The 22353-nt window shown below is 71.9% G+C and carries 27 protein-coding genes and 1 tRNA gene; 13 read left to right on the forward strand and 15 right to left on the reverse strand.

The annotated features are described in order from the left end of the window. Positions 1-40 precede the first annotated feature (40 nt). The 7 genes from ACIF8S_RS19575 to ACIF8S_RS19605 all read left to right on the forward strand — a co-directional run bounded on the left by ACIF8S_RS19575 (position 41) and on the right by ACIF8S_RS19605 (position 8147). Complete coding sequence (locus ACIF8S_RS19575; RefSeq protein ID WP_400000333.1) at positions 41-778, forward strand: LysM peptidoglycan-binding domain-containing protein; 738 nt, start codon at positions 41-43, stop codon at positions 776-778. Beyond that, entirely contained in the window at positions 778-2688 is a 1911-nt protein-coding gene (locus tag ACIF8S_RS19580; RefSeq protein ID WP_400000335.1) for a VgrG-related protein, read from the forward strand. The genes ACIF8S_RS19575 and ACIF8S_RS19580 overlap by 1 nt, the downstream gene beginning before the upstream one ends. Further along, on the forward strand, positions 2688-3146 hold the full coding sequence (locus ACIF8S_RS19585; protein WP_150151110.1) for a GPW/gp25 family protein: 459 nt from the start codon (positions 2688-2690) through the stop codon (positions 3144-3146). The genes ACIF8S_RS19580 and ACIF8S_RS19585 overlap by 1 nt, the downstream gene beginning before the upstream one ends. Further along, entirely contained in the window at positions 3146-5104 is a 1959-nt protein-coding gene (locus ACIF8S_RS19590; RefSeq protein WP_400000337.1) for a putative baseplate assembly protein, read from the forward strand. The genes ACIF8S_RS19585 and ACIF8S_RS19590 overlap by 1 nt, the downstream gene beginning before the upstream one ends. Next, positions 5101-5697 (forward strand): phage tail protein, encoded by a 597-nt coding sequence (locus tag ACIF8S_RS19595; RefSeq protein WP_400000338.1) that lies wholly within the window; start codon positions 5101-5103, stop codon positions 5695-5697. Before ACIF8S_RS19590 ends, ACIF8S_RS19595 begins: the two co-directional genes overlap by 4 nt. Then, the gene (locus ACIF8S_RS19600; protein ID WP_400000339.1) at positions 5694-7058 is read left to right on the forward strand and encodes an NADase-type glycan-binding domain-containing protein; all 1365 of its coding nucleotides are present in this window, start codon (positions 5694-5696) and stop codon (positions 7056-7058) included. The genes ACIF8S_RS19595 and ACIF8S_RS19600 overlap by 4 nt, the downstream gene beginning before the upstream one ends. Before the next feature lie 72 nt (positions 7059-7130). Next, positions 7131-8147: a YIP1 family protein gene (locus tag ACIF8S_RS19605; RefSeq protein ID WP_400000340.1), complete on the forward strand. Its 1017-nt coding sequence runs from the start codon at positions 7131-7133 to the stop codon at positions 8145-8147. A gap of 53 nt (positions 8148-8200) precedes the next feature. Here ACIF8S_RS19605 and ACIF8S_RS19610 read toward each other — a convergent pair whose 3' ends face one another. Then, positions 8201-8569: a MerR family transcriptional regulator gene (locus ACIF8S_RS19610; protein ID WP_400000342.1), complete on the reverse strand. Its 369-nt coding sequence runs from the start codon at positions 8567-8569 to the stop codon at positions 8201-8203. A gap of 129 nt (positions 8570-8698) precedes the next feature. Between ACIF8S_RS19610 and ACIF8S_RS19615 the strand changes: the two genes are divergently transcribed. Continuing rightward, entirely contained in the window at positions 8699-9604 is a 906-nt protein-coding gene (locus ACIF8S_RS19615; protein WP_400000344.1) for an NADP-dependent oxidoreductase, read from the forward strand. 4 nt (positions 9605-9608) lie between these two features. Here the strand turns inward: ACIF8S_RS19615 and ACIF8S_RS19620 are convergent, their stop codons facing one another. From ACIF8S_RS19620 to ACIF8S_RS19630, 3 genes are all read right to left on the reverse strand, one after another. After that, positions 9609-10118, reverse strand: a complete 510-nt coding sequence (locus tag ACIF8S_RS19620; RefSeq protein WP_400000346.1) for a phosphoribosyltransferase — start codon at positions 10116-10118, stop codon at positions 9609-9611. Next, positions 10115-10690, reverse strand: a complete 576-nt coding sequence (dcd, locus tag ACIF8S_RS19625; RefSeq protein ID WP_349795361.1) for a dCTP deaminase — start codon at positions 10688-10690, stop codon at positions 10115-10117. Before dcd ends, ACIF8S_RS19620 begins: the two co-directional genes overlap by 4 nt. A 135-nt stretch (positions 10691-10825) precedes the next feature. Next, positions 10826-10984, reverse strand: a complete 159-nt coding sequence (locus ACIF8S_RS19630) for a hypothetical protein (protein WP_167534416.1) — start codon at positions 10982-10984, stop codon at positions 10826-10828. Between the two features lie 268 nt (positions 10985-11252). On the opposite strand from ACIF8S_RS19630, the gene ACIF8S_RS19635 reads away from it, so the two are divergent. Then, positions 11253-11326 (forward strand) — tRNA-Gly (locus ACIF8S_RS19635). 81 nt (positions 11327-11407) lie between these two features. On the opposite strand, the gene ACIF8S_RS19640 is transcribed toward ACIF8S_RS19635, so the two are convergent. The 4 genes from ACIF8S_RS19640 to ACIF8S_RS19655 form a co-directional block, all read right to left on the reverse strand. Continuing rightward, positions 11408-11983: a PIN domain-containing protein gene (locus ACIF8S_RS19640; RefSeq protein ID WP_400000348.1), complete on the reverse strand. Its 576-nt coding sequence runs from the start codon at positions 11981-11983 to the stop codon at positions 11408-11410. A gap of 41 nt (positions 11984-12024) precedes the next feature. Continuing rightward, positions 12025-12471: a helix-turn-helix domain-containing protein gene (locus ACIF8S_RS19645; RefSeq protein ID WP_400000349.1), complete on the reverse strand. Its 447-nt coding sequence runs from the start codon at positions 12469-12471 to the stop codon at positions 12025-12027. A gap of 498 nt (positions 12472-12969) precedes the next feature. Further along, the gene (locus ACIF8S_RS19650; RefSeq protein WP_400000350.1) at positions 12970-13665 is read right to left on the reverse strand and encodes a hypothetical protein; all 696 of its coding nucleotides are present in this window, start codon (positions 13663-13665) and stop codon (positions 12970-12972) included. Positions 13666-13771: 106 nt separating this feature from the next. Beyond that, positions 13772-14275, reverse strand: a complete 504-nt coding sequence (locus ACIF8S_RS19655; protein WP_400000351.1) for a lamin tail domain-containing protein — start codon at positions 14273-14275, stop codon at positions 13772-13774. Positions 14276-14740: 465 nt separating this feature from the next. Here ACIF8S_RS19655 and ACIF8S_RS19660 point away from each other — a divergent pair, with 465 nt between their 5' ends. After that, on the forward strand, positions 14741-14959 hold the full coding sequence (locus ACIF8S_RS19660; protein WP_150151020.1) for a hypothetical protein: 219 nt from the start codon (positions 14741-14743) through the stop codon (positions 14957-14959). A 73-nt stretch (positions 14960-15032) separates the two neighbouring features. Here ACIF8S_RS19660 and ACIF8S_RS19665 read toward each other — a convergent pair whose 3' ends face one another. The 5 genes from ACIF8S_RS19665 to ACIF8S_RS19685 all read right to left on the reverse strand — a co-directional run bounded on the left by ACIF8S_RS19665 (position 15033) and on the right by ACIF8S_RS19685 (position 19082). Continuing rightward, the gene (locus ACIF8S_RS19665) at positions 15033-15608 is read right to left on the reverse strand and encodes a PIN domain-containing protein (protein ID WP_400000352.1); all 576 of its coding nucleotides are present in this window, start codon (positions 15606-15608) and stop codon (positions 15033-15035) included. A 1-nt stretch (position 15609) separates the two neighbouring features. Continuing rightward, entirely contained in the window at positions 15610-16074 is a 465-nt protein-coding gene (locus tag ACIF8S_RS19670; RefSeq protein ID WP_400000353.1) for an excisionase family DNA-binding protein, read from the reverse strand. A gap of 133 nt (positions 16075-16207) precedes the next feature. Continuing rightward, positions 16208-16843, reverse strand: coding sequence for a hypothetical protein (locus ACIF8S_RS19675; RefSeq protein WP_400000354.1), 636 nt, complete (start codon positions 16841-16843; stop codon positions 16208-16210). Next, positions 16840-18387: a sensor histidine kinase gene (locus ACIF8S_RS19680; protein WP_400000356.1), complete on the reverse strand. Its 1548-nt coding sequence runs from the start codon at positions 18385-18387 to the stop codon at positions 16840-16842. The genes ACIF8S_RS19675 and ACIF8S_RS19680 overlap by 4 nt, the downstream gene beginning before the upstream one ends. Next, positions 18384-19082 carry a response regulator transcription factor gene (locus tag ACIF8S_RS19685; protein ID WP_349795379.1) on the reverse strand — a complete coding sequence of 233 codons (699 nt, stop codon included), beginning with the start codon at positions 19080-19082 and terminating at the stop codon, positions 18384-18386. The genes ACIF8S_RS19680 and ACIF8S_RS19685 overlap by 4 nt, the downstream gene beginning before the upstream one ends. Before the next feature lie 163 nt (positions 19083-19245). Here ACIF8S_RS19685 and ACIF8S_RS19690 point away from each other — a divergent pair, with 163 nt between their 5' ends. Further along, the gene (locus tag ACIF8S_RS19690; RefSeq protein WP_400000357.1) at positions 19246-20139 is read left to right on the forward strand and encodes a DUF3152 domain-containing protein; all 894 of its coding nucleotides are present in this window, start codon (positions 19246-19248) and stop codon (positions 20137-20139) included. Positions 20140-20172: 33 nt separating this feature from the next. Here ACIF8S_RS19690 and ACIF8S_RS19695 read toward each other — a convergent pair whose 3' ends face one another. Next, positions 20173-20754: a DM13 domain-containing protein gene (locus ACIF8S_RS19695; protein ID WP_400000359.1), complete on the reverse strand. Its 582-nt coding sequence runs from the start codon at positions 20752-20754 to the stop codon at positions 20173-20175. A gap of 159 nt (positions 20755-20913) precedes the next feature. Here ACIF8S_RS19695 and ACIF8S_RS19700 point away from each other — a divergent pair, with 159 nt between their 5' ends. Next, positions 20914-21648 carry a translation initiation factor IF-2 gene (locus ACIF8S_RS19700; protein ID WP_400000361.1) on the forward strand — a complete coding sequence of 245 codons (735 nt, stop codon included), beginning with the start codon at positions 20914-20916 and terminating at the stop codon, positions 21646-21648. Positions 21649-21714: 66 nt separating this feature from the next. Here ACIF8S_RS19700 and ACIF8S_RS19705 read toward each other — a convergent pair whose 3' ends face one another. Next, positions 21715-21888, reverse strand: a complete 174-nt coding sequence (locus tag ACIF8S_RS19705) for a CsbD family protein (protein WP_078541056.1) — start codon at positions 21886-21888, stop codon at positions 21715-21717. A 137-nt stretch (positions 21889-22025) separates the two neighbouring features. Between ACIF8S_RS19705 and ACIF8S_RS19710 the strand changes: the two genes are divergently transcribed. Further along, entirely contained in the window at positions 22026-22196 is a 171-nt protein-coding gene (locus ACIF8S_RS19710) for a hypothetical protein (RefSeq protein WP_006134603.1), read from the forward strand. Positions 22197-22353: the final 157 nt, after the last annotated feature.

The following is a 22353-nucleotide window of genomic DNA, read 5'->3' on the forward strand; positions in this document are numbered from 1 at the left end:
GACACACGCACCCCAGCACCGAGGACGGAGACGAAGGACCATGGCAGGCAAGGGAGGCAAGGGCTCCACGGGTGGCGCGGGCAAGAGCCTGGTGCGCGCCACGCTCGCCATCCACGAGCCCCCCATCGGCGACAGCACCACACCGGGCGGTCTGATCAAGACCTTCGACTTCGACTTCAACCCGGGGCAGCTGACCCTCACCCGGCGCGCCCAGTGGAAGAGCACCCCGTCCGCCGCCCTGCGCGACGGTCCGCTGCCCGAGTTCATGGGCGCCGAGGGGCGGAGCCTGTCGATGGAGATCTTCCTCGACTCCTCCGGCGACCCGGGCGACAGCAGCGTGCTGAAGAAGGTCGAGGCGCTGTTCTCCTGCTGCGAGGTGACCGCCAAGAGCATCGCGGCGGACCAGCCGTCCACGCCGTGGGTGGTGTTCGAATGGGGGTCGTTCTCGACGGCGCGGTTCACCGCGTACATCGGCAGCGTCGGGGCGACGTACACGCTGTTCGGTACCACCGGCGTCCCCGTCCGGGCGACCTGCCAGGTGGAGCTGAACGAGATCCCCAGCCAGACCAAGGGACAGAACCCGACGTCGGGCGCGCTCACCGCGCGGCGCGTGCACCGGGTCGTGGCGGGCGACACCCTCCAGTCGCTGGCCTGGCGGGAGTACGGGGAGGCCGCGGCCTGGCGGGCGATCGCCGAGGCCAACGACATCGACGACCCGTCCCGGCTGCCCAACGGCACCGAACTGATCCTTCCGGCGGCCGGGGAGGTCGCGTACTGATGGTCAAGCCCTCCTTCTCCAACATCGTCGACGTCACCTTCGACGGGAAGCCGGTGCCGCCCTACTTCGCCCCGCTGCTGGTCGGCGGCTGGGTGGACCTGGGCGCGGGCGTGCCGGGCGCCTTCCGGGTCACGTTCCGCGACGCGCACGGGCTGGTGCTCGGCAAACTCGGCATCAAGTTCGGCACCGAGGTGGTGATCTCCCCCGTCGCCCACGGCAAGGGCGCCGGCGACCCGCTGCTGACCGGCGAGGTCACCGGCATGGAGACCGACTACGACGGCACCGGCACCTTCACCGTGATCCGCGGCTACGACCGCGGGCACCGCATGATGCGCCGCCGCCGGGTCGCCGCCTACCGCAACCAGACGGCGTCCGACATCGCCCGCACCCTGGCCGCCCAGGACAACGTCACCGTCGGCACCGTCCAGGGCACGAAGACGGTCTACGAGTTCATCAGCCAGGCCAACGTCACCGATTGGGACTTCCTGTCCCGGCTCGCCGACGAGAACGACATGGTGATGTCCCTCGACGCCAAGGGCCGCTTCCAGTTCGTCAGCCCCGACCCCGCCTCCGGCGCCCCGCCCACCAGCACCCCGGGCGAGAAGAGCCCGTACGTCCTCCAGGCCGGCACCGACGTGCTGCGCTGCCGGGCCGCGGTGACCGCCGCCGACCAGTACGGGCGGGTCGAGGCGCGCGGCTGGGACGTCGTCGCGAAGAAGGAACTCACCGCGACCGCGCCCACCGCCGCCCACCCCGGCATCGACATCGGCACCACCCCGCAGAAGGCCGTCTCCGCCTTCGGCACCGTCACCCTGGTCGAGACGGAGAAGCCGTACGACCGGCAGAACGAGGTGAAGTACGCGGCGGACTCCCTCGCCGACGACGTCACCTCGTCCTTCGCCGAGCTGGAGGTCGTCGTGCGCGGCAACCCCAAGCTGCGCCCCGGCGTCCCCGTCACGCTCACCGACGTCGGCGCGCCCTTCGAGGGCAAGTACACGGTGACGTCCGCCCGGCACGTGTTCGGCGACGGCAAGCACTACGAGACCTGGATCACCGTCAGCGGCCGCCAGTGGCGCTCCCTGTTCGGACTCACCTCCGGCGGCGGCGGAAGCGGTGCCGCGGCCGCCGCGCCCCGGCTGCCCGGCGTCGCCAACGCCCTGGTCACCGACGTGCAGGACCCGCTGAGGCAAGGCCGCGTGAAGCTGAAGTTCCCGTGGCTGGACGACACCTACGTCTCCGACTGGACCCGCACCGTGCAGCTCGGCGGCAAGCGCGGCGGCGGCATCTTCCCGCTCGACGTGGGCGACGAGGTGCTGGTGGCGTTTGACCGGGGCGCCCTCGACCACCCGTTCGTCGTCGGCGGGCTCTACAACGGCGTGGACAAGCCGTCCCCGGTGCGGGACGTGCCGCTGCACGACGGCGTGAAGCGGCGGGCGATCCGGCACACCCTGTCCGACCGCGACGCCAACCGCGTGGACCTGCTCAGCCAGACCACCGGCGCCCGCAAGCAGGGCGTCCGCGTCGCGTCCGGCGACGACAAGCTGGTCATCAACCTGGACCGCACCAAGACGGAGATCACCGTCGACAGCGAGGGCACCGTCGTCATCAAGGGCGGCCGCTCCGTCTCCGTCGAGGCGGGCACCGACCTCACCCTGAACGGCACACGCTCGGTGACCATCAGGAGCGGCGGCCCGCTCACCCTCCAGGGCCGCGGCGCGGTCTCCCTCAGCTCGTCCGTCGGAGCGGTGAACGTCGACGCCAAGGGCGCCCTCTCCCTCAAGGCGATGGGCCTGGCCTCGCTCACCGCGATGGGCAGCGTGCAGATCAACGCGGCGGCCGCCGTGGGCATCCGGGCCGCCACCGTACCGGTCATGGGCCTGCTCACCGCCAACGGAAAGCCGGTGATCTGATGGCCGAGCAGTTCGTCGGATCCGGCTGGGCGTTCCCCCTGCGCATCGGACCCACCGGGGGCATCGCCCTGGTCAGCGGCGAGAAGGAGATCGAGGAGGCCATCCGGCTCATCCTGGCCACCGCGCCCGGTGAGCGGCCGATGCGCCCGGAGTTCGGCTGCGCCATCCACGAGATGGTCTTCGCCCCCGTCAACGAGGCCACCGCCGGCCGCATCCAGCACGAGGTGTACACGAGCCTCGACCGCTGGGAACCCCGCATCGAGGTCGAGGAGGTGCAGGTCACCGCGGGACCCGGCGAAGGCGTGCTGCACATCGACGTCCGCTACTCCGTGCGCGGGACCAACAACCCGCGCAGCCTCGTCTTCCCCTTCTACGTCATCCCCTCCCACGACGAGCCCGGCACGAGCGGCACGGCCGGTACGGGCGAGTGGGGCCCCCACCCCGAAAGCGACCGCTGATGGCCCTTCCCTCCCCCAACCTCGACGACCGCCGCTTCCAGCAGTTCGTCGACGACGCCAAGCGCTACATCCAGCAGCGCGCCCCGGAGTGGACCGACCACAACGTCTCCGACCCCGGGGTGACGCTGATCGAGGCGGTCGCGCACATGGCCGACCAGATCGTCTACCGCCTCAACCGGGTGCCCGAGAAGAACCACCTGGCGTTCCTGGACCTCGTCGGCATCACCCTGTTCCCGCCCACCGCGGCCCGCACCGACGTCACCTTCTGGCTGTCCGCGCCGCAGGACGAGCCGGTGGTGCTGCCCGAGGGCACCGAGGTCGCCACCACCCGCACCGAGCGCGAGGAGGCCGTGGTCTTCGCCACCGAACGCGAACTCACCGTCGTCCCCACGTCGCTCGGCCGGCTGGCCGTGCAGCACCAGGGGGAGCCGGCCGCCGACCGCACCGACGACCTCACCGAGGGCAAGGACGTCCTCTGCTTCGACGAGTCGCCCCGGCCCGGCGACTGCATGCTGTTCGGGCTGAGCGCCGCCGTCCCGCACTGCGCCGTCGCCCTGGAGCTCGACAGCCGCGTCGACGGCGTCGGCGTCGACCCGCGCCAGCCCCCGCTGGTGTGGGAGGCGTGGACCGAGGACGGCTGGACCGAGTGCGAGGTCGAACGGGACGTCACCGGCGGACTCAACCGGCCCGGCGAGGTCGTCCTGCACGTCCCCGGCGGCCACGTGCTGTCCCGCAACGGCGGCCACGAGGGCGGCTGGCTGCGCTGCCGGGTCACCGAACCCCTCCCCGGCCAGCCCTTCTACACCACCTCCCCGTCCGTCCGGGCCGCCGAGGCCCACACCCTCGGCGGCACCACCTCCGCCGTGCACGCCGAGACGGTGCACGACGAGGCGCTCGGCGAGTCCACCGGCCTGCCCGGGCAACGGCTGCGCCTGGCCCACGCGCCCGTCGTCGGCGACACCCCGCCCGTGCTGCTGCAGACCGCCGAGCACGACGGCTGGACCGACTGGGACGTCGTCCCCCACTTCGCCGCCTCCCGCCCGCACGACCGGCACATCACCCTGGACGCCACCACCGGCGAGATCGCCTTCGGGCCCGCGGTCCGCGAACCCGACGGCAGCCTGCGCCAGTTCGGCGCCGTCCCGCCGAAGGGCGCCGTCATCCGCGCCCGCCGCTACCGCACCGGCGGCGGCCGGGCCGGCAACGTCGCCCGCGGGGCCGTCCGCGTCCTGCGCCGCTCCGTGCCGTACGTCTCCGAGGTCGTCAACCGGGAGGCGGCACGCGGCGGCGTCGACGGCGAGACCGTCGAGGAGGCGAAGCGCCGGGCGCCCATCACCCTGCGCGCCCAGGAACGCGCGGTCACCCTGCGCGACTACGAGGAACTCGCCCGCCGCGCCGCCCCCGACACCGCCCGCATCACCTGCCTGGAGGGCGAGGAGAGCGAGCACGGCGCCTACGCGGTGCGGGTCCTGGTCGTCCCGCAGGCCGTGCCGGACCCGGGCGGGCGGCTGCGCTTCGAACAGCTCGTGCCCGGCGACGCGCTGCTCACCCGCATCACCCGCTACCTCGACGAACGCCGGCTGATCGGCACCCGTCTCGCCGTCGGCCCGCCGTTCTACCAGGGCGTCACCGTCGTCGCGACCGTGCACGCCTTCCGCGGCACCGACACCGACCGGGTCCGCCGCCAGGCCCACGACGCCCTCTACCGGCACCTCGACCCGCTCACCGGCGGCGCCGACGGCACCGGCTGGCCGTTCGGCCGGCCCGTCCAGGCCGGGGAGATCTTCGCCGTGCTGCAGCGCGTGCCCGGCGTCGAACTCGTCGACCAGGTCCTGCTGCACCCCGCCGACCCGATCACCGGCAAGCGCGGCGAGGCCACCGACCGGATCGACCTGTCCGCCCCGTCCCTGGTGTTCTCCTTCGACCACCGGGTCCGCGTGATCGGGGACGGCGCATGAGGGGCTCCGTCGACGGGCTGGGATCCTCCGCGCCGATCGGCGCGATGCTGCCCGCGATCTTCGCCGACGACGATCTGGCACTGCGCTTCGTCGCCGGGCTCGACGAGGTGCTCGCGCCGTTCCTGGTCGTCCTCGACAACCTGGACTCCTACTTCGACCCGGCGCTCACCCCCCTCGACTTCACCCGCTGGCTGGCCGACTGGGTCGGCGCCGAGACCGACGGCATCGAGACCGACGACAGCCCCGCCGGCGCCCCCTCGGTGGAGCCGCGGCTGCGGGCCGCCGTGGCCGCCGCGGCCCGGCTGCACCGGGTGCGCGGCACCCGGCTCGGCCTGTCCGAGGCGGTGCGTCTGGTCTTCGGCGTGGCCCCGCGGATCACGGAGAGCGGCGCCGCCGACTGGCACGCCCGCCCGCTCGGCCCGGTCCCCGGCGACCCCCGCCCGCACCTGCACGTCTCGCTCACGCTGCCGGCCCCGGCCCCCGCCGACACGCACCGGCTGGACACCCTGGTCGCCGCCGCACGCCCCGCCCACATGCCCTACACGGTCGAGGTCATCGCCGCGACCGCCGCCGAAAGGACCACCGACAGATGACCAGCCCGTCCTCCGGCCCCGGCCGGACCGCCTCCAGCTGCGCCGAGTGCGGCACCCCGGCGGAGCCCGGCCAGTCGTTCTGCGACTCCTGCGGCGCGGTCCTCGGCTGGGCCGGCGAGGGCCGCCCGGGCCGCACCGAGCCGGCCGCGCGGACCGCGGCGGCCGGTGCGGCTCCGGCGGACTCCGCCGCCCCGGGCGGCTCCGCGCCGGCGGCCACCGCCTCCCGCACGAACGCCCCAGCCACGGCCACGGCCCGGGGGAACGACTCCCCCTCCGCCGCCACCACCGCCCCGGAGGACGACACCGAGCCCCTCCCGCACGTCCCGGCCACCGCCGACCCGCAGCACCCGCAGCCCCCGCAGCACAGCGCCGAGGATGCCGACGACGGCCCGCAGCGCCCGCCCCTCAGCGCCGGGAACGCCGACGACGGCCCGGACGGCGACAGCGGCCCGGGCCCCGACGCGGAGGCGGCCGAGCGTGCCCGCTCCCTCCTCGTCCCCGTCGCCGATGCGGAGCCGCACGCCCCGGAGGACCCCGCCGTCGCACCGGTCCTGCCCGGACGCACTGCGGCCCGGCGCCCCCAGGTCCGCGCCGTGGGCCCGCAGGCCGACGCGGAGGGCGGCGTCCCGTGCCCCTGGTGCTCCACCCTCAACCGGCCCGAGCGGCACTTCTGCTCCCGCTGCGCCATGTCGATGACGCGCGGCGACGACGCCCCGGCCCGGCTGCCCTGGTGGCGCCGGCTGTTCGCCGACCGCAGCGCCGAGTCGGCCTGGGCGGGTGAACGCCCGCGCCTGCGCCGGGGATTCGGCCGTATATGGAACTGGGTCGTCGGCGCCGTCGTCGTCGGACTGGTCATCGCCCTGGTCATGAACCTGGGCACGATGGTCCAGGCCACCCGCGACCACTTCGCCAAGCGGGCCCCGATCGGCCCGTCCGGCGTCAAGGCGTCCCGCTCCTACACCGGGCACGACGCGGGCCTCGCCTTCGACAAGCTCAACAACACGTGGTGGGGTCCCGGCATCTCGGAGTCCGCGGAGGGCGAGTGGCTGGAGGTCACCTTCGACCAGCCGACCCGCCTGCTGGACCTCGTGATCACCCCGGGCACCTCCACCCGTGCGGACCAGCTCTCGGAGTCGGCGCTGCCGCGCCGGATCGACGCGCTCGTCACCCTCGCCGACGGCAAGAAGATCACCCGCACCCTCACCCTCGACCAGGGCGCGGGCGGCCAGCGCCGGAAGTTCCGGGTGGGCGAGGTGACGACCGTGCGCTTCGTCCTGCGCTCGGCCTACAACGCCGGTCCCGGCAAGCAGGTGGCGATCGCCGAGATCGAGTTCTTCGGCCCCTCGAACAACAACACCTGACGCCTGCCGGGCCCGCCTCCGGGGATCCCCCGGGCGGGCCCCGAGGGGACCCCGGAGTAGGCCCCTTAGGGGATGTCACAGCTCGGCAGCAATGCCCCGCCCCGCGGCCGGGGCCCGGCACACGGCCGCCCGGGACCAGGTAGCTTCAAGGACGTGGCTGGATTCAGGATGGGACGCGGACGGAACAACAACGGTGCGCCGCACGCGCGACCGCAACACCCCCCGCACGGGCAGCAGACACCGCCGGGGCCGGCGTACGGCTACCCGCAGGCCCCGCAGCCGCCCGCCTACGGGCAGGGCGGTGGCGGCGGCAGCCCCTGGCCGCAGCCGCACCCCGGACCCGGCGGCCCGGGCGGCTACGGCGGTCAGGGCGGTCACGGGGGCCACGGCGAGCCGGAGTACTTCGGCGACGGCGGCTACCCGCCCGGTGCCCCGCACGACCCGTACGCGGCCAACAACCCCGGCCACACGCAGGCGTTCTCGATCGACGACCCCTACAGCCAGGGCGAGACGTACCACGCGGGTGCGGCGCCGGCCGGGCCGGTCGGGCCCCGGCTGCACTGGAAGGACCTGCTGAAGGGCATCGTCCTGTCCCCGCAGCAGACGTTCCTGCGGATGCGCGACTACACGATGTGGGGCCCCGCCCTCGTCGTCACCTTCCTCTACGGCCTGCTCGCCGTCTTCGGCTTCGACGGCGCCCGCGAGGACGCCATCAACGCGACGCTGTCCAACGCCGTGCCGATCGTCCTGACGACGGCCGTCGCGATGGTGCTCAGCGCGTTCGTCCTCGGTGTGGTCACCCACACGCTGGCCCGCCAGCTCGGCGGCAACGGCGCCTGGCAGCCCACGGTCGGCCTGTCGATGCTGATCATGTCCCTCACGGACGCCCCGCGCCTGGTCTTCGCCATGTTCGCGGGCGGTGACGCCATGTTCGTCCAGGTCCTCGGCTGGGCCACGTGGGTCGCGGGCGGCGCCCTGCTCACGATGATGGTCAGCCGCTCCCACGACCTGCCCTGGCCGAAGGCCCTGGGCGCGTCGTCGATCCAGCTGATCGCCCTGCTGTCGATCGTGAAGCTCGGCACGTTCTGACCGACACGGTGGTGCGAGGGGCTCCCTGAGGGGAGCCCCTTCCTGCTGGGCTCTCACCCCCGGGGGTGGCGGCATTCCGGCGGCGGATTACGGGTGTTGTCGATGACGGCGTCGAGCCGTTCGCGGGCCGCGGACAGCTCCGCGATCCGCTCGCTGATCCGGTCCCGCTCGCCCTCCAGATGCTCCACGAGCCCCGGCGCGACCGAGCCGGAGTACACGCTCGGCAGCACCTGGCGCACGGAGCGGCTGGCCAGCCCGGCGGCGAACAGCTGCCGGATCAGGCCGACCCGGTCGACGGCGGAGCCGGGATAGTGCCGCTGGCCTCCGGGGCCGCGCTCGGCGGGCAGCAGCCCCTGCTCCTCGTAGTACCGGAGCGCCCGGACACTCACCCCGGCCCTCCGCGCCACCTCACCGATCCGCATGCGCGCCCTCCCGATCGACGGCCGTCACCCGACGTGCGGCGTGCGACTTGCATCTGACGCCGACGTCAGGTCCTAGCGTCGCGGTAGTCGAAGTCATTCCGGCTCTTCCGGCCCAGGAGGCAGAACATCATGCGCGCAGCCCGCTACCACGCGTACGGCGACACGACGGTGCTCACCGTCGAGGAGGCTCCCGACCCGGCACCGGGCCCCGGCGAGATCCGGATCCGGGTCGCCGCGGCGAGCGTCAACCCGGTCGACTGGAAGGTGCGCAGCGGCGCCGTGCGGGACGTTCTCCCCGTGGACCTGCCGGCGATCCCCGGCCGTGACGCCGTGGGCGTGGTGGACGAGATCGGTGCGGGCGTCCACGGGGTGGCCGTCGGCGACCGCGTCTTCGGGCTCGGCGGCGTGACGGGCGCGACGGCGGAGCTGGCGGTGCTGTCGGCCTGGGCGCCGGCGCCCACGGCGTGGAGCGACGAGGAGGCGGCCGGGGCGGCCCTGGCCGCCGTGACGGCGCTGAGCGGCCTGAAGACGCTCGGCCCGCTGTCCGGCCGTACGCTCCTGATCGAGGGCGCCGCCGGAGGGGTCGGCGGTGCGGCGGTCGAGATCGCGGCGGCCCGGGGCGCCACGGTGATCGGCACGGCCGGCGAGCACAACCACGCGTTCCTCACCGCGCTGGGGGCCGTGCCGACGACGTACGGCACGGGCCTCGCCGAGCGTCTGGCCGGCCTGGCGCCGAACGGGATCGACCTGGTCCTCGACGCGGCCGGCTCGGGCTCGCTGGACGCACTCGTGGAGATCGCCGGCGACCCGGCCCGGGTGGTGACGGTCACCGACCACCACAACGCTGAGCGTCTGGGGGCGCGGGTGGCCAACGCGGTCAACGACTCGGCGTGGCTCGCCGAGGCGGCCGCCCTCGGCGAGCAGGGCCGCTACTCACCGCGCGTCGAGCGGACGTACCCGCTGGAGGAGATCGCGAAGGCACACGCCCACTCGGAGGGCGGGCACGTGCGCGGGAAGATCGTCGTCGTGATCTGAGGGTTCAGAGGGCTTCGCGGTTCACGGCGGGGGCCTCACCGGAGGGGGTGACCGGCGGGAGGACGCTCCATGGGAAGTTGATCCACTCGTCGGTGCGCTTCCACACGTACTCGCACTTCACCAGCGACTGCGTCTTCTCGTAGATGACGGCGCTGCGCACCTCGGCGACGGCGTCGAGGCAGAAGTCGCGGACCAGCTTGAGGGTCTTGCCGGTGTCGGCGACGTCGTCGGCGATCAGCACCTTCTTGTCGGTGAAGTCGATCGCGTTGGGAACGGGCGCGAGCATGACGGGCATCTCGAGGGTCGTGCCCACGCCCGTGTAGAACTCCACGTTGACCAGGTGGATGTTCTTGCAGTCGAGCGCGTAGGCCAGCCCGCCGGCGACGAACACACCCCCGCGGGCGATGCTGAGCACCACGTCCGGCCGGTAGCCGTCGTCGGCGATGGTCTGGGCGAGCTCGCGGACGGCGACGCCGAACTGCTCGTAGCTGAGGTTCTCGCGCATGCCGCTCACACCTGCGTCCGGTGGAAGTTGAGGAAGGACCGCGAGGCCGTGGGCCCACGCTGCCCCTGGTAACGGGAGCCGTACCGCTCGCTGCCGTACGGGTGCTCGGCGGGCGAGCTGAGCCGGAACATGCAGAGCTGGCCGATCTTCATGCCGGGCCAGAGCTTGATGGGGAGCGTGGCGAGGTTGCTGAGCTCCAGGGTGACGTGCCCGGAGAAGCCCGGGTCGATGAAGCCGGCCGTGGAGTGGGTGACCAGACCGAGCCGCCCGAGCGAGCTCTTGCCCTCCAGCCGGGAGGCCAGGTCCACCGGCAGGGAGATCACCTCGTAGGTGCTGGCCAGCACGAACTCACCGGGGTGCAGGATGAACGGCTCGTCCCCGTCCGGCTCCACGAGCCGGGTCAGGTCCGCCTGCTCGACCGAGGGGTCGATGTGGGGGTAGCGGTGGTTCTCGAACACCCGGAAGTAGCGGTCGAGACGTACGTCGATGCTGGACGGCTGCACCATGGATGCGTCGTAGGGATCGATCCGCACCCGCCCGGCGTCGATCTCGGCCCGGATGTCCTTGTCAGAGAGAAGCACGCCCCGAGAATACGCAAGGCGCGCGCGGCGGCCGAATCCGGCCGCCCCGCGCGCCCACGCCCTCTGTCTGCGACTTTCCGCTGCCGCTCCTGCTTCGGCTGCCTGCCGGCCGCCGCTTCCGGCTGCCTTCCCCGCTTACCGCTTCTGCAAGGTCACCGGCACGACGCTGCGAAGCCGCGCACAGCGCGGACACCGCAGCAGCCGGCCGGGGCCGAGGCGCTCGGCCTGCTGCATCGGGAACGAGGTGGCGGTGAACACGTGCCCATCGGCACAGCGGACGACGGTGCGCTCCATCAAGTCCAAGAGTCCCTTCCCCAAGAGCCGCGTCTGGCTTGCTGCCCTGACGACAAAAGCCACGTTACGGGATGAAAGGAACGGCCCTCCAGGCGGCACCCCGGACGCACGCCACGGCCTCACGGTACGCCTCGCCGTCTGCCCGCCGCAGCCACTTCCACACCCTGAAACACGGTCAGGCCCCCGGGTCTTGGACACCGGGGGCCTGCCATGAGGTAGAGTGAGCGAGCGTCCGGATCACTCCCGATGGGGAGCATCTGGATCTTGCGCGGGTGTAGTTTAATGGTAGAACATCAGCTTCCCAAGCTGAGAGCGCGAGTTCGATTCTCGTCACCCGCTCCATGCGAAACCCCCAGGTCAGTGGCCCGGGGGTTTTTTGGTGTCCGGATCGAATCAGGCGCCCTGCTACGCCTTCGCACCACATCACGTCATTCGACGCCCAAGGCGGCACGTCAGAAGGGCGGCAAAGCCGGGCAGACCAGCCTTCGCGAGTCGGGCGACGGCGTCGGCAATCGTGACTGGCGGGTTGCGCTTCTCTCCGGCGAGCCTGACCACCGTCTCCACCACCTCATGCGGAAACTCGCGACAGAGCCCGCACAGGTAAGAATCCGGCTCGATCACCCGCACTCCACGCGCAGCCAACTCACCGGCAGGGAAGTCAGCGAGGTTCCACGTGATCAACGCGTCGGCCCCGGCGGCCACGGCTGCCGCCGCATGGTGCCGGTCGTCAGGGTCATCGCCCGGCATCTCATCCACAAGGTGCTCGTAGGCCGCCACCTCGATCTCGCAGTCGGCGAAGAAACGTCGGACGGCTTGCGCAACCGCGGCAGCCGACTCCGCCGAACGCTGCCCCTCCCGGACGATGACCCGCTCCCACTCCGCGAGCAGCCGTTCGGACCACACGATCTCGTGGATGAAGTCTTCAGTGGGGGCCAGCATCACGTCCATCACCGAGAACGGAAACAAGACGTTGGTGTCCACAAAGACCCGCGCTGCCACACTCCCCCTCTTCTCCTTGACGGCTGCCAGCAACACAATGATCAGGGCAGATCGACGCCCTCCAAGGCATCAGCGATCTGACGCCGCCCCTCCCTGCGGCGCTCACGCCGCTGCTGGAACGCCAGCACGTCCGCCAGGCGGACCACACGGTGACTGCTGCCAGGCAGGTTCGTCGAGGGGATGTCGCCGGCATCGAGCAAGCGGACGACGAACGGCCGGGACAAGCCAAGAAGCTCAGCGGCCTCAGTCGGCGACAACTGAGCCTCGGATGCCAGGACCGTAACCGCATGCCCGCGGGCCAACTCGCCGGCCGAGGCCAGGAGTATGCGGACAAGTTCCCCGGGTAGAGCCAGTTCCCGGCCGTCCGGGGTACGCACCAGCAACTCGACCGACTCTGGCGCCATCCGAGCAGTCGCGGCGAACGCGCCCTGGTGCGAGGGATCCGGTTCGATCTTCTCAGCGCGGGCAAGAACGCTGGAACGAGCCATGACCGCCTCCCATCATTGCCCCGGCGAGGAATTCATCTGCAATAACTGTAACCGTGTGGACCAGTACAGGCAACCGGCGAGAAGCCGAGCCCCCTGGCCCTGCACAGGAGCGGCTTGCCCTCTTCCCATCACCGCCGTCACCGGTCCGCCTCGGTTCGAATCCATGAGCAGCGCGGCACGCCGAGTTCATGCTCCCAGGGCTGGACTTCCTGTCGAAGCGCGCCACCGCCGAGCACCTGCGACCCCCCAGCCGATCGACCTCCTTCCTGACACCACAGAGGCGGCCGTGTCAGTAGGGGAAATGAACAGCGGTCTGAGGCTCCCCCGCCAAGTGGAGCGCTCCAGGCTGCGGTTGTCAGTGGGCGTCCGTCCCGGCGGAGGCCCCTCTCGCTGCACGGAGAGGCTCAGCCACCGTGCCTCCACCGGTCGAACGGACGACGTCACCGCACATCCAACCCGTCGCGACCACCAGCCCGGCGGACCTACGCGGTCACCGCACTAGTCGTTCAGGGCGTCGCTGATCTCGCGTAGCCGGTGCTCGGGTAGGGCGAAGGGGTTGCCGGGGTTGCGGTACGAGTGTCCTCCGTCGTTGACGCGGACGCCGTCCACCGAACTCCAGTGGGCCGGTGTCCACAGGCCCTGGTTGTCCAGGAGCATGCCGGCCACCTCGTCGGGGTCCTCCATGAGGGTGAGGGCGGAGAGCGCGGCACTGAGGACGGGGGTCGCGTCGCCGGGGATGTACAGATCGCCGAGTGCCGGGAAGAGCAGCAGGAGACGGCGCCCGTCGGGGGTGTCGGGATCCTGGGTGGACGGTTGTCGGGCGGCGGAGAGCAGCTCCGGCCAGGACATGCCGGGGCCCATGAAGTGGCCGTCGACCACGGCGAGTGTTTCCGCCGTGGGCCATGCCGGGTGGTGGATCAGGTAGTCCACCCCGTATTCGTCCTCGACGTTGCGGTAGACGACGTGGATGACGTGCCCGGAGGACAGGGGCACGGTGAACACCGGCCACTCGTGCGGGGCGCACAGTCTGCGGTACAGCTCCGTGGCCGCGTCCCAGTCGGCCCCGAACGCGGCTCGCTGGGCGTCCTCACCCCGTAGGGAAGCGCCGAGGTGCGTGGGCCAGAACAGCGGGTTCTCCAGGTGGTCCTCACCCGGGACCAGCGGTCCGCCCTCGTAGCCAGGGATGTTCAGCACGTGCGGATCGTGCCACGAGGGGCTCGGCACCTCGCGGGCCGGGGCCCGCTGACGGCCGTTGACGGCCGGGAGCGGGCCCCGCGTTCGACGGTGCGGTCGTCGCCCGTCAGCCGTGGTACTTGATGTAGCCGTTGCCGTCCTTGTCGTGCGCCTTCTTGGTGTAGGCGTGGATGTCGGCAGGCTTACCGCCCGGCTTGTAGAAGTAGATCGTGTCCTTGTCGTTGTTCCACATGAAGTTGCAGTTCTGGCGGTAGACGACGTTCTTGCCGTCGGAGTCGGTGCCCCGGCCGCCGCGCAGGTGGACGTAGTCACCCGGCTCGAGTATGTGGTTGGCCTTGAAGGTGAAGGTGTTGCCGGCGCGGTCCTTGACCTTGTAGCCCTTCAGGTTCACCTTCGACTTCTTCGAGTAGTTCTTGATCGTCAGGTACTCCTTCTTGGTGTTCCCGCCCGAGCACTTGTTGGAGTCCCGGCCGGGGGCGTCGTACTGCACGCCCTTGATCTTGAGGGCCGAGGAGTACTCGGCCGCCTGCGCCGGAACGGCCCCCGTGAAGCCGAGCGCGGCGACCGCCGCGGTGGTCGCGGCAATGGTCAGAGTGCGCCGGATGCGCATGAGGTTCCCCCCTCAGTGGTGCGAATGGAGCATCCGGAGCATACCTAGGGTGTTCATACGATGAAGCTGATGTGAAGAACATGTGATTACCGACCACAACAGTCTCGCTTCAGGGTTCCTGTCGGCGCGGGCAGGGTGGTGGATCACGGTGACGACGACGGCGGCGGCGAACCGGCGGGCCTCCGTGACGGCCCGGCGCCGCTCGGCCAACACCGTGCGGGTCGCGCGGACTTGCTGACCGGGCACCCTGCGTTGTTTGCGGCGCAACGCCGGCGATCTTGTTCCGGGGTCATGTCTATTGCACGACGGCGGGCCGTTCGGCCAGCTCAGGAGCGTATTTCGGCCGTTCCCGGTGCGGTGGGGCACAAGGCACCCTCCGTCCGTCGGGGCGACTCTATTCTTCTACGCGCCTGTAGAAACAACAGGCCCGGGCATCTGGGCCGCACACCCCTGGAGACGACACGCATGGCCTCGATCGACCTGGACAAGGTGCTGGACAAGGCGTGGGCGGACAAGAGCCTGCCGGAGATCCTCGCCGCTCCCGTCGGAGCGCTGAAGGGGGTCTCCGACCGTGACGGCGAACTCCTTCAGGAGGCGTTCGGTGTGAAGACCGTCGCGGACCTGGCGAACCTGAAGTACGTCCGCTGGGCGCAGGCCCTCGCGGCACTCGACGCGGCCAAGTAACCGGCTGCGGACACCGGTCGGGTGCCGTCCGCCGGCGCGCGGGCGGACGGCACTTGGACCGCCGGGCTTCCGCCTATTCGTGAGAACTCACGGCTCCCGGTCCACGACGTAGCGCCGCCACGGATTCCGTCAGTCCGGTCCTCTCCAGTTGGCCCAGCACGTCGTCGAAGCTCTGCGGCGGGCGCCGTCGAGAGGTGGCGATCTCCTGCACACATGCGTAGACGACCCGCTCGTCCAGCCCTATGAGGTCCAGCAGGAAGTCGTCAGCGGACTTGCATTCGATTCCCCACTCGGTGAGATGGTGAGCCGGGAAGTCCTTGCGGTTGTTCGTGACGATCACTTGCGCATTGGCCTTGATGGCCGCAGCCAGTACATGCCTGTCATCCATGTCGGGCAGCTTGAGCCCCTCGATGAGGGGCTCGAAGCCCGTGACCAGGCAGTCGCGTACCGCGCTGTTCATCAGGGCTCTGCGGCGCGCCAGTGCCTCAGGAGCGACGTCGTAGTTGCGCGCGATGTTCCGGTCCACCTCGTCCAGAATGATTTCCGTCCACCTGGCACGGACGAAGCCTCTCTGTCCGACACGGATCAGTAGGTCCCGTAGCGTGTTCGGGTACAGGACGCAGGCGTCGTAGAGCACGACGAATGCCATGTCAGAGCAGCCCCAGCTCCTGGTCCAAGGCCATCAGGTCGTCGGCCGCCTCCTTGCGACTGGCGTCATCCTCACGCAGGTATTGATGCAGATCGGCGAAGCGGATGCGGCGGTGACGACCGACGCGCCTGAAGGGGATCTCTCCGGACTCCAGGAGTCCGATCAGGTAAGGGCGGGAGACGTTCAGCATGTCGGCAGCCTGCTGAGTGGTCAGCTCGGCGTCGACCGGCATGATCTGCACGCCCTGTCCGCCGGCCAGGGCAGCCAGCATGGAAGCGAACATCTCCGCCACGGGGCGCGGTAGCACCAGCGCTTCGTCACCGGCTCCGGTCTCCAGGTGGACCTGGATGTCCTCATCACTTTGAGCGGTACGCGAGAGGTAGTCGTTGATCCGTCGCAGGGCTCGCTGGGCGTCACCGGCGTCGACCACACCCGGCTCGAGCTTCTTGCCTGCCGCAGTTCCCATGACATCCTCCACTGTTGTATTCGAATTATTCGCAACGAACGCAACAAGCGCAACCGACGATCGCGCCGATCACCCTCACGGGTGCCGTACCCGCGCCGTTCGGCGTGCCGGACCGCACCGACCCGTGTGCGGGTCAGTTCTCCCGCTTCCCCGGGAGCTGGACGGTGGGGCCGCCGCCCGTCGGGAAGATGGCGGGGCAGTCCGTGGTGGGCCGGGTCATCGTCCAGTCGTTGCCGCTCACCAGGACGGCGCCCGGTGCGAGGTTCTCGACGGGGCCCGACTCGGCGCGCGGGACGGCCGTGGCGGCCAACGGGACCGCGTACACCACCGTGCAGGTCAGCTGCAGCATCGCCCCGCGGCTCAGCGGCGCCGTCTCGCCGGGGAGCCGCACGGTGACGGTGCCGTCGCCGGCGACCGACACCCGGGGGGCGTCCTTCAGGCGGGGCAACTCCGTGACGGCCACGGTCGCCTCCTTCACGTTCGGGCCCTCGAAGAGCAGGCGTACGACGCCTTCGAGGTCGCCGGCGTCGTCGGCCAGGCGGGGGTACTGCGTCGGCTCACCGTCGGTGAGGAAGAAGAGGGAGACGGTGGCCGGTGCCTCCGTCGGCTCCGGGTTCGGGTCGGCCATGCCGCCCGCCGGCGCGCCCGCCTCGATGACGTCGGAGGCGGGCACCCCGCATCCGGTGACCATCACCGCGGCCGCCACCAGCCCTGCCAGCAGTGCCGCCGTACGTCCGCCCCGTCGCCCGCCCCTCACGTCGTGCCTCACGTCGTGCCTCCGTCGTCGCAGTGCAGCGGGAGTTCGACCGTGAAGACGGCGCCGCCGCCGGGCCGGTTCGCCGCCCGGATGCGTCCGCCGTGCAGGCGCACGTTCTCCGCCGTGATCGCGAGGCCGAGCCCGCTGCTCTCGCTCCTCGCCCGAGAGGTGCTCGCCTTGTAGAACCGCTCGAAGATGTGCGGCATGGCCTCCGGGGCGATGCCCGGGCCGTTGTCGCTCACCTCGAGGACCGCCCACTCCGCCTCGCCGGGCCCGCCCTTCCGAACGCCCAGCCTCACCCGGACCGGCGGCTCGCCGTGCCGCAGCGCGTTGCCGACCAGGTTGGCCGTCACCACGTCGAGCCGGCGCGGATCGACCCGTGCGCGCAGTTCCCCCGGACCGGGCAGCCACAGCTCCACCTCCTCCTGCCGCCAGCGGGAGGCGACCGTGCGCCGCACGGACTCGGCCAGGTCGATCTCGTCCCGGTTGAGCTCGGCTGCGCCCGCGTCGAAGCGCGATATCTCCATCAGGTCGTTCACCAGCACGCTCAGCCGGTTCGTGCCCTCACCGATGAGCCGCAGCGCCTCACCCGTCTCCCCTTCCGCCTCCACGTCCAGCACGTCGGTGACCGCCGACATCGCCGCCAGCGGGGTGCGCAGTTCGTGCGAGACGTCCGCCACGAAGCGGCGGCCCCGCGCCTCCAGACGGCGCAGCTCGGCGACGGTGCGCTCCAGTTCGGCCGCCGTCTCGTTGAACGACCGGGAGAGGTCGGCCAGTTCGTCGGTGCCGGTGACGTCGAGCCGTACGTCGAGGTGCCCCTCGGCCATCCGGCGCGTCGCCCGGCGCAGTGCCCGGACGGGCCGCAGCACCCCGCTCGCGGCGAGCAGCGCCAGCACCACGGCCAGGCACAGCGCCACCAGGGTGGCCCGCTCGATGCCGCTGACCATGGCCTCGACGTACCCTTCCTCGGCGGTCTGCGGGACCTCCAGGTACATCACCAGACCGGAGAGGCGGGACTCCTTGCCGTTCTCCGGGGTGTAGGTGACGGGCATGCCGACGAGGAGACGGGGGCTGCCGTCGACGTCCACCCGCTGGAACACCGCGGCCCGGCGCGTCGCGACGGACGTGAGCATCTCGTCGCTCGGCTCGGTGAAGCGTGGGGTCGGCGCTGAGGCCCGGTGGGTGCCGTAGGCGGCCATCACCCGCCAGCCCGCCGTACGGTTCGCGTAGAGCACCTGGTCCACCACCTTCTGCAGGTCGGTGGCGTCGGGGGAGGGCGGGACGTACGGGGCGACGGCGTCGACGCTCGCGCGGAACCGGTTGATGACGGAGTCCTGGCTCTGCTGCAGCACCCCGGTCCGTGCCTCGCGGAAGGCGAGGGCGCCGGTGCCGAGGGAGCTGAGCATGGCCACCAGGACGAAGGACGTGAGGAGGCGGGAACGCAGGCCGCGCAGGGGGAGCGGGACGCGGGCGACGGCGGCGCGCAGGGCGCGGCGGGGGCCGGTGCGCGACCCGCCCGCCGCCGGGGCCGGGGGGCCGGTGCTCCGGCGGTTCATGCGGCGCCGCTGCCGGTGCCGAAGCGGTAGCCGAAGCCGCGTACGGTCTGCACGTACCGCGGGGTCCTGCCCTCGCCCAGCTTGTTGCGCAGGCGCTTCACGCAGGCGTCCACGAGCCGTATGTCGCCGTGGTAGCTGTGCTCCCAGACCGCCTCCAGCAGCTGCTGGCGGCTGAAGACCTGGCCGGGCGAGGCCGACAGGGTCAGCAGCAGCCGCAGTTCGGACGGGGCGAGGGTGACGGGTTCGCCCCGGTGCGTCACGACGAGTCCGGCGCGGTCGACGACCAGGTCGCCGTGCGTCTCCGGGCGGGGGCGGACGCCGTCCGGCGGTGACGCGTCCTGCCGGCGCAGGACGGCCCGTATGCGCGCGTCGAGGACCCGCGCCTGCACGGGCTTCACCACGTAGTCGTCCGCCCCCGTCTCCAGACCGAGGACGACATCGATGTCGTCGCCGCGCGCCGTGACCATGATGACCGGCACCTGGTCGCGCTCACGGATCCGTCGGCACACGTCCAGGCCGGAGATGCCGGGCAGCATGAGATCGAGGACGACGACGTCCGGCCGGAACGGGCCGAGCTGCCGCAGCCCCTCCTCGCCCGTCTCCACCCCGAGGACCTCGTGCCCCTGGTGCCGCAGGCCCAGCCGCACGGCCTGGCGGACGGTGGAGTCGTCTTCGACGATCAGAATCCGTGGCATTGCGGCAGTTTAGGCAGACCGGACGACCGGTTCGGTAGTGGAGGACGGCCGCTTCCCGACCGTTGTTGCACAACGATCACATGGGAGAGGGAACCCGGACGCCGTTGCCGTTCCGTGATGTCGCGGGCTCCTCGCGATCATCTGGGGTGCGCAGATTGACCGCATGCGTTCGGTACGAGAGAGGCACACCGCACCCCCCGCCGGCACCCGCGCCGTTCACCACGGCTCCCGGCGGCGGCCCTCCCGTCGCCGGACACGGCCGCGCCGCCGGGGACGCGGACTGCTGCTCGGCCTGGTGGTGGTCGTCCTGCTGGGCACGGCGGGGTACCTGCGCGCGGGCGGCCGGGACGACGCCGCCGGAGACGCGCCGCGGACGCCGGACGCACGCGTCGCCCCCACGCCGCCCCCGGCACCCACCCCCTCCCCCACGCGCCGGGCGCCCTCCGCCGCCGCCCCGCCCTCCGCGACCCGGACCACGATCGACGTGCCGGCCGAGGGCAGCGGGACGTTCGTCACCGCGCAGGCCGGCGGGAGGACCGTGGGCGAGGGTTCCCGGCCGCTGCGGTACGTCGTCGAGGTCGAGTCCGGACTGGACGTCTCGCCGTCCCGGGCGGCGCAGGAGATCGCCGGCATCCTCGCCGCCCCACGCGGCTGGACCCACGACCCGGACAACGCGTTCCAGCTGGTGGGCGCGGGATCGCCGCACGACCTGCGGATAAGGATCGCCACCCCGGCGACGGCGGACGCCCTGTGCTGGGAGGGCATCCACCAGGACACCGGGGGCGAGTACAACTGCGAGGTCCCCGACGGGGTGGTGGTGAACCTCCGGCGCTGGGTCGAGGGGTCGCCCACCTTCGACGGGCCGATCGAGGACTACCGGGCGCTGATCATCAACCACGAGATGGGTCACTTCCTCGGCCACGCGCACATGACCTGCGGCGGCCCGGGGCAGCCGGCTCCCGTGATGATGCAGCAGATCAAGGGCCTGCAGGGCTGCGTCGCCAACGCCTGGCCCTACGACGAGAACGGCGACCTCGTCACCGGCCCGGCCGCCTGACCGGGTCCCCCCGGCGCCGCCTGGCCGGCGGGGTCAGGCAGAAGGGGCGAGTTCCGCCGCTCCGAAGGAGACGTCGAAGCGGTCGCACCAGATGCTGACGCTGGTCCAGGCGGACAGGTCCACGTCCTCGGGGAGGGCGTAGTTCTGGCTTCCCTTGTTGCCCTTCAGCGCCCCGAGGTCGACGTGCCGGCCGTCGTCGAAGACGTGCCAGCCGGCCCGCCCCTCCTTCACCGGCGCGTCGGTCAGCCACACGCGCAGGTCGGGGCCGTTGCTGGTGTCCAGCCCCTCCAACCGCACCACTCGACTGCCGTCGGCCAGCCGCACGAGGCTCACCGTGCCGGTGGTCGCGTGCTCATGACTGATCAGTTCACCGCTCGCCAGGGTCACCGGGCCGGACGGAGGCGCGGCCGACTCTGCGCCGGACGGGACCTCGCCCGGGGCCGTCGTCGCGGCCGGGGCGGTCGTCGCGGTCCCAGGCAGTGCCTCCCGCACCGTCTCGTCCTGCCACAGCTTCCACGGCTGGAACCAGTACAGCCCGAAGCCCGCCACGGCGGTCACCCCCGCCAGCAGTACGGCCGCCCACGGCCTGGACAGCCCGTCACGCACGCGTCCCATGTCGCCCCACCTCCGCCCTTCTTCGGTCCCGTCAGTCAACAGGAGGGCCGGGCGTGCCAGGCCGCATGAGCCATGACGAAACCCTTACGGCTCCCGCCCGGGCCGGTCTGAGTATCCGAACGGATGTGCACCGGACGGGGAATGGGAAAGGGTGGCCGCATGCGTCGACTTCTGCTGCTCGCACCGGTGTTGCTGGCCCTCGCCGGCTGCGGGATGGTCCAGTCCTCCGAGGACGAGGCCACCGACTCCGCGCGGGAGGTGGCGACCAGGGCCGGCGAGCGGCTCGCCAGTCAACTCCCGCGCACGGCCGACGAGGTGGGCCACTCGGCGTCGACCCTGGACGGGGTGGAGGTGCTGCGGGTCGAGGGCGACTCCACGCATGACGGCGACGGTGTCGAGGTGACCGTCCGCACGTCCGGCTCGGCGTACAACGGCTGGTTCGACGTCGAGGAGGTGACCGTGCGGCGCTGTTTCTCCCTCCGGGTGTCCCCGAGGGCGGAGTGGGGTGAGGAGGCCCGGGACGTCGACTGCCCCGAGGGCCCGCCCCTCACCTTTCCCCCACCGCCCGAACCGCCCCAGGTGCCGTACGCGGCGCTCGAGGCGAAGCTGCCGCGCGTCCCTGCGGGCGGCCGCGTGAACGAGGCCGAGGTACGCCGTGTCCTGGCCTCACTGGACATGGATCCGGCGATCACCACGGAGGTGAGGACGGAGGAGGGACGCGTCGGCATCCTCCTGTCCCCGCCGTCCTACCGCTACGAGCCCGTCGACTGCGTCCTGGCCGTCGTCGGCCCCGGCCGGACGAACGTCTGGATGCCCTCCCGCATCCAGCGCATGCCCGGCGAAGGCGGCTGCTCCGTCACCAACGCCCTCCACCCCCTGCCCCCGCCGCACTGACGCGGACACCCCTGCGGGCCGCTCCCGGAGATGTCCGGGGCGGCCCGCAGGGGTGGTGGGGCGAGGTCAGTGCTTGAAGGTGTCCTTCGTCTTTTCCTTGGCCTCGCGGGCGTCGCCCTTGCTCTTCGTGGCCTGGCCCTCGGCCGCCATGCGGTCGTTGCCGACGGCGCTGCCCAGGGCCTCCTGGGCCTTGCCCTGCGCCTGCTCGGTCTTCGCCTTGGCCTTCTCACCGGCGCTCATGGAGCATGCCTCCTCATAGCGTTCGGGCGAACTCGTCGTGGCCCTCGGGTGCCCCCACCGCTCCTTCACAAACAAGGGAACAGTGAGGTGTGAGGGTGCGGACCGAGGGCAAACGGTGCGGCAGGAGGTCGATAACTATGGTTCCCCTGTTGCTGGTTCTGCTTCTCGCCCTGATCCTCTTCGGCGCCGGTTTCGCGGTGAAGATCCTGTGGTGGATCGCCATCGCCGTGCTCGTCGTCTGGCTGCTCGGCTTCGTCATGCGTTCCACCAACGCGGGCGGTGGTCGCGGCCGCTGGTACCGATGGTGACGCGTCACCGCGCGACACCGCACCACCCCCCGGGGGGGCCGGGCCCCCCCCGGGCCGGGCCCCCCCCCCGGGGGGGGCGCCCGGGGGCGGCCGCCCCCCCCGGGGGGGGGGGGGGGGTCCGGCCGCGCCCGGGGGGGGCGGGCGGGGGGGGGGCCCC

Source organism: Streptomyces sp. NPDC085937, from assembly GCF_044540535.1.
Classification (GTDB): Bacteria; Actinomycetota; Actinomycetes; order Streptomycetales; family Streptomycetaceae; genus Streptomyces.

What these genes read in the sequence shown, in the direction of transcription:
- ACIF8S_RS19575 (WP_400000333.1), top strand. Translation starts at nt 41, where the DNA reads ATGGCAGGCAAGGGAGGCAAGGGCTCCACGGGTGGCGCGGGCAAGAGC.
- ACIF8S_RS19580 (WP_400000335.1), top strand. Translation starts at nt 778, where the DNA reads ATGGTCAAGCCCTCCTTCTCCAACATCGTCGACGTCACCTTCGACGGG.
- ACIF8S_RS19585 (WP_150151110.1), top strand. Translation starts at nt 2,688, where the DNA reads ATGGCCGAGCAGTTCGTCGGATCCGGCTGGGCGTTCCCCCTGCGCATC.
- ACIF8S_RS19590 (WP_400000337.1), top strand. Translation starts at nt 3,146, where the DNA reads ATGGCCCTTCCCTCCCCCAACCTCGACGACCGCCGCTTCCAGCAGTTC.
- ACIF8S_RS19595 (WP_400000338.1), top strand. Translation starts at nt 5,101, where the DNA reads ATGAGGGGCTCCGTCGACGGGCTGGGATCCTCCGCGCCGATCGGCGCG.
- ACIF8S_RS19600 (WP_400000339.1), top strand. Translation starts at nt 5,694, where the DNA reads ATGACCAGCCCGTCCTCCGGCCCCGGCCGGACCGCCTCCAGCTGCGCC.
- ACIF8S_RS19605 (WP_400000340.1), top strand. Translation starts at nt 7,131, where the DNA reads ATGTCACAGCTCGGCAGCAATGCCCCGCCCCGCGGCCGGGGCCCGGCA.
- ACIF8S_RS19610 (WP_400000342.1), bottom strand. Translation starts at nt 8,569, where the DNA reads ATGCGGATCGGTGAGGTGGCGCGGAGGGCCGGGGTGAGTGTCCGGGCG.
- ACIF8S_RS19615 (WP_400000344.1), top strand. Translation starts at nt 8,699, where the DNA reads ATGCGCGCAGCCCGCTACCACGCGTACGGCGACACGACGGTGCTCACC.
- ACIF8S_RS19630 (WP_167534416.1), bottom strand. Translation starts at nt 10,984, where the DNA reads ATGGAGCGCACCGTCGTCCGCTGTGCCGATGGGCACGTGTTCACCGCC.
- ACIF8S_RS19645 (WP_400000349.1), bottom strand. Translation starts at nt 12,471, where the DNA reads ATGGCTCGTTCCAGCGTTCTTGCCCGCGCTGAGAAGATCGAACCGGAT.
- ACIF8S_RS19655 (WP_400000351.1), bottom strand. Translation starts at nt 14,275, where the DNA reads ATGCGCATCCGGCGCACTCTGACCATTGCCGCGACCACCGCGGCGGTC.
- ACIF8S_RS19660 (WP_150151020.1), top strand. Translation starts at nt 14,741, where the DNA reads ATGGCCTCGATCGACCTGGACAAGGTGCTGGACAAGGCGTGGGCGGAC.
- ACIF8S_RS19665 (WP_400000352.1), bottom strand. Translation starts at nt 15,608, where the DNA reads ATGGCATTCGTCGTGCTCTACGACGCCTGCGTCCTGTACCCGAACACG.
- ACIF8S_RS19670 (WP_400000353.1), bottom strand. Translation starts at nt 16,074, where the DNA reads ATGGGAACTGCGGCAGGCAAGAAGCTCGAGCCGGGTGTGGTCGACGCC.
- ACIF8S_RS19680 (WP_400000356.1), bottom strand. Translation starts at nt 18,387, where the DNA reads ATGAACCGCCGGAGCACCGGCCCCCCGGCCCCGGCGGCGGGCGGGTCG.
- ACIF8S_RS19685 (WP_349795379.1), bottom strand. Translation starts at nt 19,082, where the DNA reads ATGCCACGGATTCTGATCGTCGAAGACGACTCCACCGTCCGCCAGGCC.
- ACIF8S_RS19690 (WP_400000357.1), top strand. Translation starts at nt 19,246, where the DNA reads ATGCGTTCGGTACGAGAGAGGCACACCGCACCCCCCGCCGGCACCCGC.
- ACIF8S_RS19695 (WP_400000359.1), bottom strand. Translation starts at nt 20,754, where the DNA reads ATGGGACGCGTGCGTGACGGGCTGTCCAGGCCGTGGGCGGCCGTACTG.
- ACIF8S_RS19700 (WP_400000361.1), top strand. Translation starts at nt 20,914, where the DNA reads ATGCGTCGACTTCTGCTGCTCGCACCGGTGTTGCTGGCCCTCGCCGGC.
- ACIF8S_RS19705 (WP_078541056.1), bottom strand. Translation starts at nt 21,888, where the DNA reads ATGAGCGCCGGTGAGAAGGCCAAGGCGAAGACCGAGCAGGCGCAGGGC.
- ACIF8S_RS19710 (WP_006134603.1), top strand. Translation starts at nt 22,026, where the DNA reads ATGGTTCCCCTGTTGCTGGTTCTGCTTCTCGCCCTGATCCTCTTCGGC.